At 47.0% G+C, this 16,668-nt stretch carries 13 protein-coding genes and 2 pseudogenes; 4 read left to right on the top strand and 11 right to left on the bottom strand.

Going from position 1 to position 16,668, the window contains the following annotated elements; genetic code table 11:
* Positions 1-5: 5 nt before the first annotated feature.
* Entirely contained in the window at positions 6-761 is a 756-nt protein-coding gene (locus tag DWZ67_RS14970; RefSeq protein ID WP_005867743.1) for a ParA family protein, read from the bottom strand.
* Positions 762-993: 232 nt separating this feature from the next.
* On the opposite strand from DWZ67_RS14970, the gene DWZ67_RS20625 reads away from it, so the two are divergent.
* On the top strand, positions 994-1,173 hold the full coding sequence (locus DWZ67_RS20625; protein WP_074668551.1) for a hypothetical protein: 180 nt from the start codon (positions 994-996) through the stop codon (positions 1,171-1,173).
* Positions 1,174-1,291: 118 nt separating this feature from the next.
* Here the strand turns inward: DWZ67_RS20625 and DWZ67_RS20595 are convergent, their stop codons facing one another.
* Complete coding sequence (locus tag DWZ67_RS20595) at positions 1,292-1,423, bottom strand: hypothetical protein (protein WP_259302448.1); 132 nt, start codon at positions 1,421-1,423, stop codon at positions 1,292-1,294.
* A 20-nt stretch (positions 1,424-1,443) separates the two neighbouring features.
* Between DWZ67_RS20595 and mobA the strand changes: the two genes are divergently transcribed.
* The 3 genes from mobA to mobC are packed head-to-tail and all read left to right on the top strand — an operon-like array spanning position 1,444 to position 5,147.
* Positions 1,444-1,869 carry a conjugal transfer protein MobA gene (gene mobA / locus DWZ67_RS14985; RefSeq protein ID WP_073342401.1) on the top strand — a complete coding sequence of 142 codons (426 nt, stop codon included), beginning with the start codon at positions 1,444-1,446 and terminating at the stop codon, positions 1,867-1,869.
* The gene (mobB, locus tag DWZ67_RS14990) at positions 1,848-3,104 is read left to right on the top strand and encodes a conjugal transfer protein MobB (RefSeq protein ID WP_073342398.1); all 1,257 of its coding nucleotides are present in this window, start codon (positions 1,848-1,850) and stop codon (positions 3,102-3,104) included. The genes mobA and mobB overlap by 22 nt, the downstream gene beginning before the upstream one ends.
* A gap of 33 nt (positions 3,105-3,137) precedes the next feature.
* Complete coding sequence (mobC, locus tag DWZ67_RS14995; protein WP_073342395.1) at positions 3,138-5,147, top strand: conjugal transfer protein MobC; 2,010 nt, start codon at positions 3,138-3,140, stop codon at positions 5,145-5,147.
* 60 nt (positions 5,148-5,207) lie between these two features.
* Here the strand turns inward: mobC and DWZ67_RS15000 are convergent, their stop codons facing one another.
* From DWZ67_RS15000 to tet(Q), 9 genes and pseudogenes are all read right to left on the bottom strand, one after another.
* Positions 5,208-5,660, bottom strand: a complete 453-nt coding sequence (locus tag DWZ67_RS15000; protein WP_073342393.1) for a hypothetical protein — start codon at positions 5,658-5,660, stop codon at positions 5,208-5,210.
* A 5-nt stretch (positions 5,661-5,665) separates the two neighbouring features.
* Positions 5,666-6,805 (bottom strand): annotated as a pseudogene (locus DWZ67_RS15005) (ATP-binding protein); the annotation flags it as partial.
* Positions 6,806-6,844: 39 nt separating this feature from the next.
* On the bottom strand, positions 6,845-7,645 hold the full coding sequence (erm, locus tag DWZ67_RS15010) for a 23S ribosomal RNA methyltransferase Erm (RefSeq protein WP_073342390.1): 801 nt from the start codon (positions 7,643-7,645) through the stop codon (positions 6,845-6,847).
* Positions 7,646-8,052: 407 nt separating this feature from the next.
* Positions 8,053-8,370: pseudogene (locus DWZ67_RS15015) on the bottom strand (helix-turn-helix domain-containing protein); the annotation flags it as partial.
* Between the two features lie 820 nt (positions 8,371-9,190).
* The gene (locus DWZ67_RS15030) at positions 9,191-9,808 is read right to left on the bottom strand and encodes an RteC domain-containing protein (protein WP_073342387.1); all 618 of its coding nucleotides are present in this window, start codon (positions 9,806-9,808) and stop codon (positions 9,191-9,193) included.
* Between the two features lie 210 nt (positions 9,809-10,018).
* Complete coding sequence (locus tag DWZ67_RS15035; protein ID WP_073342384.1) at positions 10,019-10,432, bottom strand: dihydrofolate reductase family protein; 414 nt, start codon at positions 10,430-10,432, stop codon at positions 10,019-10,021.
* 281 nt (positions 10,433-10,713) lie between these two features.
* A complete protein-coding gene (locus DWZ67_RS15040; RefSeq protein ID WP_073342381.1) occupies positions 10,714-12,036 on the bottom strand; it encodes a sigma-54-dependent transcriptional regulator in 1,323 nt (440 codons plus the stop codon).
* Positions 12,029-14,347, bottom strand: coding sequence for an ATP-binding protein (locus DWZ67_RS15045; protein ID WP_073342377.1), 2,319 nt, complete (start codon positions 14,345-14,347; stop codon positions 12,029-12,031). The genes DWZ67_RS15040 and DWZ67_RS15045 overlap by 8 nt, the downstream gene beginning before the upstream one ends.
* Positions 14,347-16,272, bottom strand: a complete 1,926-nt coding sequence (gene tet(Q), locus DWZ67_RS15050) for a tetracycline resistance ribosomal protection protein Tet(Q) (protein WP_073342757.1) — start codon at positions 16,270-16,272, stop codon at positions 14,347-14,349. Before tet(Q) ends, DWZ67_RS15045 begins: the two co-directional genes overlap by 1 nt.
* Positions 16,273-16,668 lie beyond the last annotated feature (396 nt).

Below are 16,668 nucleotides of genomic sequence, written 5' to 3' on the forward strand. Positions count from 1 at the left end.
GCCGTTCAGTTTTTGATGATGCCGAGAATCTCATCGACGAGTTTGTCGAGGTTGCTGCCGCGTACCAGTATTTTGTCCGCCGGAAACGCCGTGGAGCGGAATACCGCCTTGCGTTCTGCCGCCGTCTCCTTGCGGAAACGCTTGCTGTCCGGCAGATGTGTTTCCAGAATGGGCAGGGCGAACTCGGCACAGACCTTGTCGTATGCCTTGTAAAGCTCCGTCTTTTCGCGCCCGTCCACCATGTTCCACACGAGGTAAATCCCTTTGATGCCGGACTTACCCGTGCTTATCATCTGTTCGTTGATAACGGTGGCGAACTTGATGGAACTCTCCATCACCACACGGTCGGCGATGATGGGCGTGAAGATGTAGTCCATTTTGGAAATGGTCTGCACCACATCGGCATTGTTGATGGTTCCCGGCAGGTCGAAGAACACGAAATCAAGGTCGGGCTGCGCTGCCACCAGATTTTCGGCGGTCTTTACCGCATCTTCCGCACGGCTGCATCTGATGGTGTACGGGTTCTTCTTCAGCCGTTTGAGCTGCTCATACGCCATCACCTTGTAATGCCCGTCCTCCATGACGGCTTTCATGTCGCGCTTGCGCATATCATGGATACTGTACTGCGGAAAATCGCAGTCCACCACGGCTACGTTGTAGCCTTTCACATAGTGCAGGTAGCTTGCTACAAGCACCGTCAGGGTTGTCTTACCCGCTCCACCTTTCTGCGTGGAGATTGCCACATAAGTTGCTTCTTTCATTTGTCTGATAATTTATTTGGTTATACATCTGTCCGGTGGCGGTAGCGTATTGCCATTAGTACGTACGCACGCGCTCCCATTCATTTATTTATTCACTCCTTAATCCGGCTGTGCCTGCGGGTATTCATCGGTTTGTCCAACCGTCCATGCTTTTATCCGTCCGCACGGACGTGTGCTTGGAAAACTATCTGAATACATACACCTGTTTTCAACCGTTTGGATTGATGCCCGGATTGCTGTCCGAACATCTGGCGGAAGGAGTGTATTTTCAGTCCCACATCCGAATCACACTGCAAATAAACAAGGATATTTTGGAACTTGTATCACTTCTCCGGCAAGTGGCAGCACGTTGCGCCGGTTGGCACTGATTGTCCGGGTCAAGCCTCTGTCGGACATCGCCTTAAGGGCGTAACTTTGCACCCGAACGGCAGGGTACGCCGCAGGTGGCGCAGCCCGGAGTTTGAAAGGAATCATCCCCAATCCGTCCCCGACGGATTTTTATGTTCACCTGAACATAGCAAGATGTCTTTTCAGCCGCTCAAAACGTTTTGAGCAGCCACGAAAAGCACTTGCCCTTGCAGGGGGCGGGCTTCCTCTCCGAAGTCGGGAAGCCTTTCAAACCTGCGGTGTCTGTACCCCAAGCGGCGGCTTATGCCGTCCATCCGCTAAATCCAAAGTTTATATGAAAGAGAAAAGAAACAAGACCGGGAGAAATCCCAAACTTGATCCGGCGGTGTTCCGTTACACCGTCCGTTTCAACGAGGAGGAACACAACCGTTTCCTCGCCATGTTCGAGAAGTCGGGCGTTTACGCCAAGTCGGTTTTCATCAAGGCGCACTTCTTCGGGCAGCCGTTCAGGGTGCTGAAAGTGGACAGGACGCTGGTGGATTATTACACCAGACTGTCCGATTTCCATGTGCAGTTCCGCGCGGTAGGCACGAACTACAACCAAGTCGTGAAGGAACTCAGGCTGCATTTTTCCGAGAAAAAGGCGATGGCGTTGCTCTACAAGCTGGAGCAGCAGACCGTCGAACTCGTGAAACTGAGCCGTCAGATTGTGGAATTGTCGAGAGAAATGGAGGCGAAATGGTCGCAAAAATCAGTGTAGGAAAGTCGCTGTACGGCGCGCTTGCCTACAACGGGGAAAAGATCAACGAGGCGAAAGGGCGGCTGCTCACCACCAACCGCATCTACAATGACGGCACGGGGACGGTGGACATACGCAAGGCGATGGAGGGCTTTCTCGCCTGTATGCCGGAGCATACGAGGGTGGAGAAACCGGTACTCCATATCTCGCTCAACCCGCATCCCGACGACGTGCTGACCGATACGGAATTGCAGGACATCGCACGCGAGTATCTGGAGAAACTCGGCTACGGGAACCAGCCGTACCTTGTTGTCAAGCACGAGGACATAGACCGCCACCACCTGCACATCGTGACAATCAATGTGGACGAGAAAGGCAGGCGGCTCAATCAGGATTTCCTTTTCCGCCGCAGTGACCGCATCCGCAGGGAACTGGAACGGAAGTACGGGCTGCACCCGGCGGAGCGTAAGAACCTACGGCTGGAAAATCCGCTGCGCAAGGTGGACGCTTCGGCGGGCGACGTGAAAAGGCAGGTCGGGAATACCCTCAAAGCGTTGAACGGACAGTACCGTTTCCAGACGATGGGCGAATACCGCGCCCTCCTTTCCTTATATAATATGACGGTGGAGGAAGCGCAGGGCAACGTGCGCGGACGGGAGTATCACGGGCTGGTCTATTCCGTCACCGATGATGCCGGAAACAAGACGGGCAACCCGTTCAAATCCTCGCTTTTTGGGAAGTCCGCAGGCTATGATGCCGTGCAGAAGAAATTTGCCCGTTCCAAGCAGGAGATTAAGGACCGGAAACTCGCTGACATGACGAAACGCATCGTCCTTTCCGTGCTTGAAGGCACGTATGACAAGGAGAAGTTCGTTTCGCGGCTCAAGGAGAAGGGTATCGACACCGTGCTGCGCTACACGGAGGAAGGACGCATCTACGGAGCCACGTTCATCGACCACCGCACGGGCTGCGTGCTGAACGGCTCGCGCATGGGCAAGGAACTTTCCGCCAACGCCTTGCAGGAACACTTCACGCTGCCTTACGCCGGACAGCCGCCTATTCCGCTTTCCGTTCCGGTGGAAACAGGAGAGGATATGCGCGGACAGACCGCATCCGACCACGAGTACACGGCGGGCGGTATCGGTCTGCTCACTCCCGAAGGTCCGGCTGTGGATGCCGAGGAGGAAGCCTTTATCCGGGCGATGCTGCGCAAGAGGAAAAAGAAGAAGCGCAAGGGCAAGGGCTTGGGAATGTAACCGGAAGTATCAACAATCAAAATTTTTCAATCTATGTCACAACAAGAAGACGATTTGAGGGCATTGGCGAAAATCATGGATTTTCTGCGTGCCGTGAGTATTATTTTAGTGGTCATGAACGTGTACTGGTTCTGCTATGAAGCCATACGGCTCTGGAGCGTGGACATCGGCGTGGTGGACAGAATCCTGATGAATTTCAACCACACGGCGGGGCTGTTCCGTTCCATCCTCTACACGAAACTGTTCGCCGTCCTCCTCCTTGCCCTGTCCTGTCTGGGGACGAAGGGTGTCAAGGGAGAGAAAATCACTTGGGGAAGGATCTGGACGGCACTTGCCACAGGGTTCGTGCTGTTCTTCCTCAACTGGTGGATACTGGCATTGCCGCTGCCGGTTGAAGCGGTGACGGGGCTTTACGCGCTGACCGTAGGCACAGGCTATGTATGCCTGCTGATGGGCGGTCTGTGGATGAGCCGCCTGTTGAAACACAACCTCATGGATGACGTGTTCAACAACGAGAACGAGAGCTTCATGCAGGAAACACGGCTTATCGAAAGCGAGTATTCGGTAAACCTGCCCACACGCTTTTATTACAGGAAACGTTGGAACAACGGCTGGATCAATGTCGTGAATCCGTTCCGTGCCTCCATCGTTTTGGGTACGCCGGGCAGCGGAAAGTCATACGCGGTGGTAAACAGTTTCATCAAACAACAGATTGAGAAGGGCTTCTCGATGTATGTCTATGATTTCAAATTCAGTGACTTGTCCACGATAGCCTATAATCATCTGCTCAACCACCCGGAGGGATACAAGGTGAAGCCGAAGTTCTACGTGATAAACTTCGACGACCCGCGACGCAGCCACCGTTGCAACCCCATTCACCCGGATTTCATGGAGGATATTACGGACGCTTACGAGAGCGCGTACACCATCATGCTCAACTTAAACAAGAGTTGGGTGCAGAAACAGGGCGACTTTTTTGTGGAATCGCCCATCATCCTTTTCGCGGCTATCATCTGGTATCTCAAAATTTTTCAGAACGGCAAGTATTGCACGTTCCCCCATGCCATCGAGTTCCTGAACCGCCGTTACGAGGATATTTTTCCGATACTGACCTCTTACCCGGAACTGGAGAACTATCTTTCTCCTTTTATGGATGCATGGCTCGGAGGGGCTGCCGAGCAGTTGATGGGGCAGATTGCATCGGCGAAAATTCCGCTGTCGAGGATGATTTCCCCGCAGCTCTATTGGGTGATGTCGGACAGCGAGTTCACGCTGGACATCAACAATCCCGAAGAGCCGAAAATCCTCTGTGTGGGCAACAATCCGGACCGTCAGAACATTTACGGGGCGGCTCTCGGTCTGTATAATTCCCGTATCGTGAAGCTCATCAACAAGAAAGGGATGTTGAAGTCGTCGGTCATCATCGACGAGCTTCCGACGATATACTTCAAGGGGTTGGACAACCTTATCGCCACCGCGCGAAGCAACAAGGTTGCCGTGTGTCTGGGTTTTCAGGATTTCAGCCAGTTGGTGCGCGACTATGGCGATAAAGAAGCCAAAGTCGTGATGAATACAGTCGGCAATATCTTCTCCGGTCAGGTGGTGGGCGAAACCGCCAAGACGCTATCCGAACGGTTCGGAAAGGTGTTGCAGAAACGGCAGTCCATTTCCATCAACCGGCAGGATGTTTCCACCTCCATCAACACGCAGATGGACGCGCTTATCCCGCCGAGCAAGATTTCCGGGCTTACGCAGGGCATGTTTGTCGGTTCGGTATCAGACAATTTCAACGAGCGTATAGAGCAGAAGATTTTCCACTGTGAGATTGTCGTGGATGCCGAGAAGGTCAAGCGCGAGGAGAAAGCCTACAAGCCGATACCTGTCATTACCGACTTCACGGATGAGGACGGCAACGACTGTATGAAGGAAACAGTGCAGGCGAATTACAGGCGTATCAAGGAGGAGGTGAAACAGATTGTTCAGGAGGAGTTGGAACGCATCGCTAATGACGAAAATCTGAAACATCTGTTGCAGCAGAAATAGCCGGCAGGCGGCAACGAAAACGGGCGGGACAAGTTTGATACCTTGTTCCGCCCGTTATCTTTACCTGAAGTTTTCCGGATTTTCCTCTTTCAGCAATTTGTTTATGGTCGTTATCGTATGCGTCTGAAAGTAGGTCTTCAGTTCTGCGTCATCTTTCAGGAGTATGCCGCATTCCTCATCATAAGTTCCGATGATATATTTTTTAAGTTCGGAGAAACTTTCCGCAAACGGTATCTGCCTGTTTTCCTGCCAGTATTCGGTTACGGATTCAGTGATAAACGCCTTTAACACGGCTTTTCCCTCTTTGTCCAGTTTCTTGAAGCGTGTCGTTTCACGGCTCACGGGTAACGGCTCCGGCAGAATATCCTCCGGATTCTTGCCGCTGCGCATGGCGGACATGCAACTCTTGCAGATATGTTGTGCGTGACCTTTGCCGCTGAACTTCTCGTTCGCCTTGTAGTCACCGCAGATACGGCAATAGTGTCCCTGCTGTTTCTTCTTCTTTTTCGCCATGCCTATTACTGTTTCAACAATTCCAAGCCTTTCTCTGTAAGGCGGTATTTCTGTCGTGGGTGTTTAGGCTTTTCCGGGTAAATCGGCTCCACCAAATCCAGCCTTATTGCAGGATATAGGTAGAGTTCCAAGAAATTGCTTTTGTCTTTCAATCCGATTATACCCATAATCTCTTTTGTCGAGAGCGTCTGTTTCTCGATTGCGGACAACACTTTTCCCACTTGTGGGGTGGTTGCGGGGTAACTGTCGGGCGACTGTGGGGTGACTGTCGGGTTGTACCCCACAGCTTTCCGGACATAGCGGAAAATAACCCATACGCTGTTTCCGTCCGTATGGAATTCCGGATCAGGAATGCCTACACGCTGGCACTCGCTTATAATAAGCCCGATGCCCCTTCCCCAGCTTTCCAAGACCTCGCTTTTATACAATACATTCGCTATGATCAGGTTTTGCGGTTCTGAATTATGACCGCTTAACAGCTTTTCCATTGTCATGTCAGGTGGAAATGTTCCGCTGTTCTCTATTTCCACACGGTCGTCATAGATGGCTATCCCAACCGAGCTTCCGGGACGGTGGTACGAGCGGTGGCACAAGGCGTTTGTGCAGCACTCCCTCAAAGCCTTGTAAGGTATTTCCAGTTCCTCCTCACGGTATAGCCCCTCTATCTTTCCGGAAAGGGAGAGATGCTTGAAAAAAAACGCCATTGCCGCATCCAGCAGTGCGTAGATATTCCCGGTGACACGTTGATTGTCTATAAACTCGTCTTTCGTCGTGCCTTTGAAACGCGCCAGACGGAGCAGGCATTGGGGATAATAATAAAAATCACGACCGAGCAGCACTGCTGAAGCATTGTTAAGTTTCCCGTCATGCAACAGACTGAATTTTTCGAGAATGGTCGGCAGGTCTTCCCTTATGGTTGCTTCAGGTAAACGACCGCTTCTGATTCCCCCGCGTACAGCACTAATGACGGCATGTTCGTCAAGGTCAGATATTTTAAGGTCAGGATTTGTTATTGCTTCCCAAGCGTATTTCCCGCCCCGCTGTATCAGATATTGGTTATACATCTCCTGCGGCATGGTGGATGTCGCGCTTTCCACTCGCTGGTAAGCCCGTCCTTTGTAAGAGAACGGACGCATATATCTTTGTTATGCACAAGCATGCAACCGCCCCGGGTCAACAAACAATTATGTGGGATGATACTTTTCTGGAACTTTATCCAACATTTCCATAAAACAACATTTCCACTGATTTGCAGACAGACTTACAATTTGACAATTAAGATTTATTCCGTACTTTTCACTAATTCCTCTGACTTGATTTTTTCTGAATAGTGTCTTCAAGACTGTTCTGACTGGCAAATCGGGTTTATGTAACAAGCAAGTGATAAATTTCAGATATTTTCCTTTCAATTCATAACCTATATGCATTTTTCTTCTTTCAATCCTTAAAAGTGCTGACTTGACTTTTGGTGGTGGCAAAAAACTTTCTTGAGATATTTCATACATAAGTTTTAAATCAAAAAAAGTATGATAAAATACAATATATGGGTTGAATACTTTTTCTGAAAATAACTTTTCGGCAGGTTCAAGTTGCATTATCAACGAACCACCCATAAAATGCTCAACACAATCAAACATCAAGGATTTTAAAATATCAGAAGTTATTCTGAAAGGTATGTTAGACACAACTTTAAAATTTCTTTTTGGTATAGTGTAACCCCTAAAATCACAATCAATAATCTTGACATTGTAATTGTTGGCAAACTTATTTTTTAAAATGCACAATAGAGATTTATCATTTTCTATTGCAATCACGTTTATACATTGACGAACTAAATGAACAGTTATAAAGCCTTTTCCTGCCCCAATGTCGAGAACAGTATCGGTTTCATTTATTTTAGCAATTTTAATTGCATCAGCAATCAGCACTTTATCAATAGTAAAATGTTGCCCCGTGAATCTAACGGGCAGTTTATTTTTTATCATTACTTATTTCTTGAAAATGAATACTTGGGTTCAAATCACAAGGAAGTGATAAGACAGTATTCAATCCACAGAAATAAAGTTTTGATACAAATCTTTATAACATAGATAAATAACCTATGACTGTATTGCTATAAAAGATAACAACACACCATTCGATAATATTAATGGATGGACTGTCTATCACTTAGATAGTAGCCTAAGGTCTGAAGTAGAATGCAAATGAAACAGAATACATAAGTATTAATTATTAAATTTGTGCAAAGATAATAAAAAAAATGCCTGTGCATAACATGCGGTCATAAAACATTTGGGGTGAAGTGGTTATTCGAGCATACTGCCACGCATCAACTTTCGGTGTCGGTTGATAGGAACACAGCCCGCTCTCCCAAACGTTTCATACCGCAAAACCGTTCTTCCGCAGACAGTGCGATGACGCTTTTGCCGGTGTCTGGTATTTCAGTATAAGAAACTTCAACTGTGGCAAAAGGCTCGATACGCCAGACTGCGTCCGCTATATCCCGCTTGGTTTTGTCGCTCACGTCCTGTCCGATGATTTTTCCCTTGTCGGTGACACCGAACAATACCGTGCCGCCTTCTCCGTTAAGGAAAGCACAAAGCGTTTCCATGCCGCGCTCCAACTGTCCGGTGGTTTCCTTGAACTCCACCCGTCCGCATTCTTTTTCGGCTATCAGCCGTTTTACTATGTCGAGGTTGTCTATGCTCATATACAATTCTGTAATGTGGGTACAAAGATAGTGCTTTTCGCTGGTTTTCGGGCGAATAGATAACGAAATGTATCTGCACGGCAGGTACAAAACCTAATTGGGTAGGAGGTAAATGTTATTCATAAAAGGCATTTACCTCCTACTTTCACATTTACCGACCTCCCACACCACCGTACGTGCCGTTCGGCATACGGCGGTTTCGTGCTTTTACACCTCACGGCGTGTGACAAGTTGTTTTCAGCCATCCCTTCGAGATACGTCACTTCTATTCTATTGTCGGATTCCGTCCTATCGTGTGAATAGAGAGTTCCTTTTCGGACATCTGACTACAAAAGACTCTCAAGGTAGCAGTCATTTACTATTGTACTGCACGATTCAGTCCTTCCCTTTAGGCAACCCGTGCCTTGGGTACTATGACCTCTGCTGACTTCTCACGACAAGCTTTACTCCGTCATGGTACATCGAATACATCATCTTCACCATGCGTCCGCAAGACCTCCTCGGATAAGGGCATTGTCTTTCCATCTTATACCTACTTCATTTACACCAACCGTTCCGAATAGCTATGGGACTTTGATTTGTTTGGCAATCTTATCCACGGTCATATGCCTTATATGAAGTTTCTGTTCGTTAGGTCAGATGTTTGTCTTGGGCTTCCTTCAGATTCCACCTTGCGATGGACACCCTTGCCTTTGACTATGCAATTCCCGCTATTAGGGCTTGCTCGGGACTTTCACCCGTTAGACAATGCTCATGCCGAGCGTACCAAAAAATCAGAGAGTGGCATAACGTCACCCCCTGATTCATCATTGGTACAGGATTATTTTCTCAAACGTTCCATTTCCTCGTCGCGGAGCATCCTCTCGTTCAGTTTCTCCTGCATCCTGTCAAGGAAATAGGTGCGGCTTTCGTTCTTCCGGCGTTTGATGTCGATATAGAAGCGGTAGCAGTCCTTTGATTCGACCCCGAAAATCTTGTAGAGGAGCGGGGCGAGCTGTTTAAGCGGCATGTTGCCGTTGTTGATGCAGCCCATCTCGTTGATGCCGTAGATAAGTTCCACGAGGTCGATGGCGTTGCCCGTCCATTGCAGGGGTGGAGCGGGACTTTCGGTTGTGTTGTCGGAGGATGTACGGATGGGGATTAGTGGTGGCACTTGGGGAGCGGCAAGGAACTTCTGCATCTTCCTAACGAAAGAGAGTGCCTTGCTGATGTAGGCTGCAACCTCCCTCTTTTCTTCGGGAAGATTGCGCACGGGATGGTGCTGCAACTCGATTTCAATGTAAGCCAGCGCGATGATGGTGCGGTTGGTGTCCACATTGCCGTTGCATAGTTCGATCACTTGCGTGGCGAAAGCCGTGTATGCCGTTTCCATATTGCAGTCCCCGGCTTCGTTTATACGACGGAAGAACTCGGTTTCCGTCAATAAGAAATAATTCATGTCCTGTCAATTTTGAAATTTTACACTCTGTTTTTCGGTATGCGCACATGAATATGATTGGCAAAAAGCGTGTCCATAAAATAAAAAATCCGGCACGCTCTCTGCAAGGTGCTGGATTTCAGAGTGATAATTTCGCGATTTATTTATCTGAAAGGAATTGTATTCAGCTTAAAGTGTTCATTTGCTGAACATTCGTCCATTTTATGGACATCAAACGCACGCTTTATAGATATGGCGGACCACTCCGTTGCGGTACACCTTCTGTGAGGTCAGCGTCCATTGTTCCTGCGGCAAGGCGGATTGGAAGAAACGCTTTCCCGTTCCGGCAATGAAAGGAATCGTGTAAAGTATGATTTCATCCACCACACGCATACGCAGCAGCCCGTTGATGTAGTCCGCTTTTTCAGGAGTGACTTCCGCCAGATAGCAGATGTCTGTTGTGGATTTCCGCCATTCGTCAAGCATGGAGATGGAATAATCCGGTGTGATATGATAAAGGGCGTTTTCCCTTATCTCATTGATACCGCAATCTTCAAGGCGCAGTTCCTTATACGCTTTGCAACATAACTCGGAGCTTTGACAACCGTCCATCGTGAGGACGGCAAGAATCTGTACTTTACCCATTATCGTTTCCTTTCGTTGGGCAAGGGCAAAAAAGTAGCGTGCAAATCACACTACTTTCAAGCGACGGCTCTGGTAAAGCCTTTTACGGAGAGTACGTGAATGCACGCTATGCGTAGGCATAGCATAAGCATCACGCAATCGTCTCCGTAGTGTCAATTTACCAGATTTTCGCTCGAAACGCCTTGCGGTCTTATGTTATATATAGGCGGCAAAAGGCTCTGCCAATCGCCGTTACCTTCTAATATGTCATGCAAAGATAGCCATTTTCAGCGAATTGCGGGCTATGATTGCTCAAATTTATACTTCAATCCATATTCTTCCAGCTTGTTATAGAGTGTTGTTCTGCCTATTCCAAGCAGTTCGGCGGCGACCTTCCGGTTCCCGTCAGCCTGCTTCAAAGCGCGTATAATCCGCTCTTTATCTTCCTCGTCGTTGCGTAGGGAGAAGCCGGTAACAGAGGTTGTTTCGGTTATCCCAAGCTCCAGATACTCTTTTGTGACAAGTCCCGTCTGAGCCTGCAACACCGCACCCATGATTTTCTGCCGAAGCTCGCGCACGTTGCCCGGCCATGAATTGGTCAGCAACGCTTTCCGTGCTTCGGAGCTGAATCCGCTAACCTTGCACTCCAATTCATTGTTGGCAATCTCGCGGAAGAACTCCGCCAGCGGCATGATGTCCTCCTGACAGTCACGCAATGGCGGTACGGTTATCTCGAAGTCGTGCAGACGGTACAGTAAGTCCTGACGGAAACGCTTTTCATTGACCGCCTTTTCCAGATTCTCGTTGGTGGCTGCGATGATACGGACGTTGAAACTTCTATCCGTTTTATCACCAACGGGACGGTATCGCCGCTCTTGTATGGCACGCAGAAGCATCTGCTGGGTTTCCAGTGCAAGGTTGCCCACCTCGTCCAAAAACAGCGTGCCGCCTTCGGCTTCATGGAAATATCCTTTCTTGGCACTGTCCGCACCGGTGAATGCGCCTTTGACGTGTCCGAAAAATGCCGATGGAGCAAGCTCTTTGTTTAACGATCCGCAGTCCACAGGCACAAACGGTTTGCCAGAACGCTTGCTTTTGTCATGCAGATGGTGGGCGATATGCTCCTTGCCCGTGCCGTTCTCACCGAATATCAGTACGCTCATGTCAGTTGGTGCTACCAGCCTTATCCGGTGCATGATTTTCCGGAAGGCTGAACCGTCACGAGCAAACACGGGCATACGGCTCCGTCCGACATTGCGTTCTTTCAATATGGTGCGGAGTAATGGGACAAGTTTGTCCTCCACAAGCTGTTTGGGTATATAATCCAGCGAGCCGAGTTTCATACTTTCCACAGCCGTATGCACTTCGGCATAGTCGGTCATAATGATGAACGGCTGCGTCATGCCTTCCTTGCGCATCCAACGAAGCAGGTCGATACCGTTGCCGTCAGGTAAGCGAAGGTCTGAAACCACTATGTCACCGTCAGCGGCTTGTTGCAGATGTTTCTTCGCTGTCAAGAGGTGGAAAGCCTGCACTGTACGGAATTTCTCACGTGCCAGCAGGTTGCAGACAAATTCGCAATACACGATATTATCTTCCACCACGATGATTTTTGTTTTAACCATTGTTGTATTTTCTCCTTTCTTCTTTTGCCTGTTGGATTATCTCCGAACCCTTATCCAATACGGCAGTCACGGCTTTGTTCAATGCTTCATAGTCGGGAGCGGCACTTCCATGAAGCTGTTTATAAAGTTCCCTTAACGGCTGGTCGGCACGGAGTATCTCCCACGAGCTGCGCAGGTGGTGTGTAAGGGCGTCCAGCTCCTGAAGGTCTTTCCGTTGTTTCGCCTCCCGAACCGCCTGCATTTCCTTCTCGGTTTCCGTAATCAGTTTCTCCAGCATGACGGATTCATTGCCGTAGGATAGCAGGGATGTGAAATCCGGCTTTTCATTTTGTGCCGCATTCATGGCACATTTATTTGAAATCTCCATCAGTTCAGATATGGAGAACGGCTTGAACAGGCATTCTGTGAATCCATGTTCTATAAGTTCCTCTTTGCCGCAACTGCCCGAAGCTGTTATCACGACTACCGGGATATCCCTTGAATTGCCAACGTTGGAAGTGCGCAACAGTTCCAGCAACTCGAAACCGTTTATATCCGGCATATTCAGATCCGTCAGCAGCAGACTATATTCGTTCCGACGTATCATTTCCATCAGCTCCGCAGCATCGGTGCAGGTATAGCAGTGTATTCCCTCCTGTGCATACATTTCTTTCAGCATCAGAAGCAGCACTTCGTCATTGTCGATGGCAATAACATTATGGAATGTACGGATATGATGAATCTGTGTTCTATTTATCTGTTCCGGCAGTTCCTCAGCTGTCTGCATGGGTATTTCCACTGTGAAACGGCTACCTTTACCTTTTTCGCTCTCCAGCCGTACTGTACCGCCGAGCATTGCCACGATACGCTGCACGATGGACAATCCCAGTCCGAAGCCGTCTTTTGTGGCGGCGTTTGACAGACGTTCAAACGCACCGAATATACGTTGTTGCTCCTCTTCGGTCATGCCCGTTCCTGTATCTTTGACGATTAGCTTCAGCAAACCGTTATCATACCCCATTGTCAGAGAAACGCCACCGTTCTCAGTGAACTTGATGGCATTTGACAGCAGGTTATTTCCAATTTGTAGAATACGTTCCTTATCGGTCAAGACAACAGCATCCGTGTGATTCGTCACAGTAAGAGCAAGTCCCTTGTTTATGGCAATTGGCATAAACTCTGATTCGAGCGTATGCGCTATTGATGAAATCCTACACGTGTAGAAATTAGGCTGTTCCTTGCCGTTGTCCAGCCGGAAGAAACTCAGAAGAGTATTAAGCATTTCACGCATACGGTCGGAGGATTGCTGAATATTTCGGATATACATCCCGGTTTTATCCGTATCGAAGTTTTTTGGTATCAGTCCGGCATAGCCCGTTATTGTAGTCAGCGGTGTGCGTAATTCATGGGTAATGGTATGTACGGCTTTCTTGCGAGAGGCTATCAGTGCCTCGTTTCGCTTTGCCATTTGTTGCAGTCGCTCGATTAAATCTGCGGTTTCCTGTTTATATCGCTTGATGCGGTTGGCATTTCGGTGTATGATGATATATGATATGACCAGTAGCAGTATAACGAACCCTGTCAAGCCCCCAATCTGAATGAACGACCGTTCCCGCATGGCTGTTATCTCGGCTTCCCGCTTTTGTAGGTCAGTTTGTACTTTCCCGTCTATTTGAACAACCAGTCCTTGCAGTTGCCTGTTAAGTTCCGCATTTCGTGCGGCAAGGCTATCGGCATGAACCGATAAGCGACGGCTTTGCGCCTGTTGTTCGGTTCTCATATTCCGGTTAAAGGAACGGTACATCGTGGTAGTCACAGTTGGTTTCGCTTCTTCCTTTTTGCCGAAGATGCCCAAGAATCCTTTTCGTTTAGGTTTCTTGGGTTGTTCTTGCACACTTTTCTGCGCGATTACGGGTACTTGACGGGTTATCTTATCGTTGATGGCTTGTTGCTGTTCAAGTATCTGCACGATTTGGCACATCTGCCGTTCCTTATCTTCGAGAAGATGGCGTACGCTGTCTATACGCTCTGCCGGATAGGTAGCTTTGAAACGGCAGAGCATACTGTCCATTGCCATACGCTGTGCATGGTAATGTTCGATATCTTTATCGTTCCATTCCAGTATTGTTTCACCAAATAGAGAGAATTTTATCATTTGAATATTGATATTGTTTATCTCTTTTCGGAACTCGTCTATTTTTTTATTGTCAAGTTCTAATGCTTCTATCTCCTGCCATTCATAGAAGCTATTATATGCTATACATCCGATAAGAACGGAGATAAGTATATACCCCAACCGTATTGTCTTATAGAAATTCCTGGATCGTTCCATTATTTTGATGATACTGATTTTTCAAACATGAATAAAAGTTTATCCTTTTCTTCCATACGGGTATTATCAGAATAACCACCTTTTGTTATTTGATACCCACACGGCTTAACCATAAAAGTGCCTAAGCCTTTAGTGTATGAACTTACTTCTGAGGCATAGTCTTTACTTGTATTTAATGGAACTTTCCCTTCAATAAGACACCACTCATTATTACAACTGATACCTTTAATCTCAGACATCATTTTTTGCAAATCTGTAATAGCTTTGGAACTTGCCGCTTGGGGTATCTGCAACTCAAAATAGAGCATCGGTTCGAGAATGTCCACACCTGACTGTTGCAAGGCCAGCCTGAAGACATAAGGGGTCAGCTGTCTGAAATCAGCAGGTGTACTTACCGGGCTATAATACTCGGCTTGAGTAAAAGTTACTTTCAGATCAGTCACTTCCCATCCATGTAAACCAGATTGGCAAGACATACGAATCCCTTCAAAAACGGCATTTTGAAAAGAATGGTTCAGATAACCATAGGAGATGTCACTTTCGATTTGCAACCCTGTCCCTAACGGCAAGGGTTCAAGCGTCAGCCCTATTGTGGCCCAGTAAGGGTTGGGTGGCACTTCGATCTGAATAATCTTATTGACCTTTTTTACAGGTCGTTCTTTGTAGATAGTCTTGATCTCATCAAAATGGACCTTTACGGAAAATCGTTCTTCCAGCAATGTCTGTATGATTTCCTTTTGTGTCAAACCATATAACGAGATTTCCAATTCATCACTATATGAGTTTATGGAAAAGGACAAAGACGGGTCTTCAATCCACAATGTATTCAGAGCGGATATCACCTTGCTTCTCTCTTCGGACCTGTCTGGCCGGACGGAGGATTTGAGAGCGGGATGCTGATGAGATAACCCTTGAATCAAACAAGGTTTAGTACCTAAATAATCTCCGATTCGAAAATCTTCCATATCTTCTACAATCGCGATATCATTGGCCCCCACTTCATCAACATTTATCTCTCTGCCCTGATAAATAGTCTTTAGATTTTTAATCTTGATGAATTTTTCCGAATCGTTGATTCTTACAATGTCTCGAAGTCTCAGACTTCCGTCAATTATTTTTAGAAAACTTCTTTTATGTCCTTTGGGGTCATGCTCTATCTTATAGAGATAAGCTGAAAGTCTGTTTGAGACTGATTCTGGAGGAAGTATAAAAGAAGAGATGGCGTCCAACAACTCATTGATACCGATATTGAACATTGCTGATCCATGTAGTACCGGATAGACTTTGGCTTTTGCCACAAGATCGATTATCGTATTCCAATAATCAGCCGGTGAAATTTCGCTATCCGCCAAATATCGTTCTAATATATTGTCGTCATGGTTGCATACAAATTCTTTGTATTCTTCCTTTATATATGTTTGGGAGCAAATCGGATAAACCAATCCATCGACAACAGTTTGCATAAACAGGACATCTTGAGACAGATTTGTTTTTATATCCAGATACAAACGCTCTAAATTCACACCGTCACGGTCAATTTTATTGATAAATATAATTGTCGGGATTTGCAGTTTTTGTAAAGTATTGAACAGCAACTTTGTTTGCGCTTGTATGCCTTCCTTTGCGGATAAGATGAGGACTGCTCCATCAAGCATTTTGAATGTCCGCTCCACTTCCGCAATAAAATCCATGTGTCCCGGAGTGTCAATGATATTGCATTTCACTCCATTCCAGATAATAGATGTCGTAGAAGCCCGAACAGTAATTCCTCTACGTTTCTCTATATCCATAGAGTCTGTTATGGTGTCACCATTATCCACACGGCCGCACTTTTCCGTTGCTCCACTGGCAAACAGCAGATTCTCGGTTACGGAAGTTTTTCCTGCATCAATGTGAGCAAGAATTCCTAAATTTATAATATTCATTTGGATTAAGCAATAATATACTACAATAGATGCATTGTCGAAACGCACCTTTTAATACCTCCTCGTAGCATGTGAGAACTACAGGATTACTAACTCGTATTAATATGTATATTATTACTGCCGCATAACGATTACAAAATTACACAAAAAAATATATCTAACAAAAGTGGGAGGATTTTTTAACTTTTTACCATAGACATTTTATTAGGGAAGCGTAGGTTCAACTGGTAAGTACAAATAAGTAGAAATGTTTGAACAACAACGTTTTAGGAAGTTGAAAAAAATCAAGTTTCTCTCTCGGTATAACGTTTATTTTGGCCAATATCTTCTTTAGTTTGGCATTTGAGTATTTCCCATTCGTGTTCTATTTAGCTCCTTATTATGAGTATGTAGCAA

Source organism: Bacteroides sp. AF34-31BH, from assembly GCF_003602795.1.
GTDB classification, from domain to species: Bacteria; Bacteroidota; Bacteroidia; order Bacteroidales; family Bacteroidaceae; genus Bacteroides; species Bacteroides uniformis.

What these genes read in the sequence shown, in the direction of transcription:
- DWZ67_RS15000 (WP_073342393.1), bottom strand. Translation starts at nt 5,660, where the DNA reads ATGGCGAAAAAGAAGAAGAAACAGCAGGGACACTATTGCCGTATCTGC.
- mobA (WP_073342401.1), top strand. Translation starts at nt 1,444, where the DNA reads ATGAAAGAGAAAAGAAACAAGACCGGGAGAAATCCCAAACTTGATCCG.
- DWZ67_RS15045 (WP_073342377.1), bottom strand. Translation starts at nt 14,347, where the DNA reads ATGGAACGATCCAGGAATTTCTATAAGACAATACGGTTGGGGTATATA.
- DWZ67_RS15030 (WP_073342387.1), bottom strand. Translation starts at nt 9,808, where the DNA reads ATGAATTATTTCTTATTGACGGAAACCGAGTTCTTCCGTCGTATAAAC.
- DWZ67_RS15040 (WP_073342381.1), bottom strand. Translation starts at nt 12,036, where the DNA reads ATGGTTAAAACAAAAATCATCGTGGTGGAAGATAATATCGTGTATTGC.
- erm (WP_073342390.1), bottom strand. Translation starts at nt 7,645, where the DNA reads ATGATAAAAAATAAACTGCCCGTTAGATTCACGGGGCAACATTTTACT.
- DWZ67_RS14970 (WP_005867743.1), bottom strand. Translation starts at nt 761, where the DNA reads ATGAAAGAAGCAACTTATGTGGCAATCTCCACGCAGAAAGGTGGAGCG.
- mobB (WP_073342398.1), top strand. Translation starts at nt 1,848, where the DNA reads ATGGTCGCAAAAATCAGTGTAGGAAAGTCGCTGTACGGCGCGCTTGCC.
- DWZ67_RS20595 (WP_259302448.1), bottom strand. Translation starts at nt 1,423, where the DNA reads ATGGACGGCATAAGCCGCCGCTTGGGGTACAGACACCGCAGGTTTGAA.
- mobC (WP_073342395.1), top strand. Translation starts at nt 3,138, where the DNA reads ATGTCACAACAAGAAGACGATTTGAGGGCATTGGCGAAAATCATGGAT.
- DWZ67_RS15035 (WP_073342384.1), bottom strand. Translation starts at nt 10,432, where the DNA reads ATGGGTAAAGTACAGATTCTTGCCGTCCTCACGATGGACGGTTGTCAA.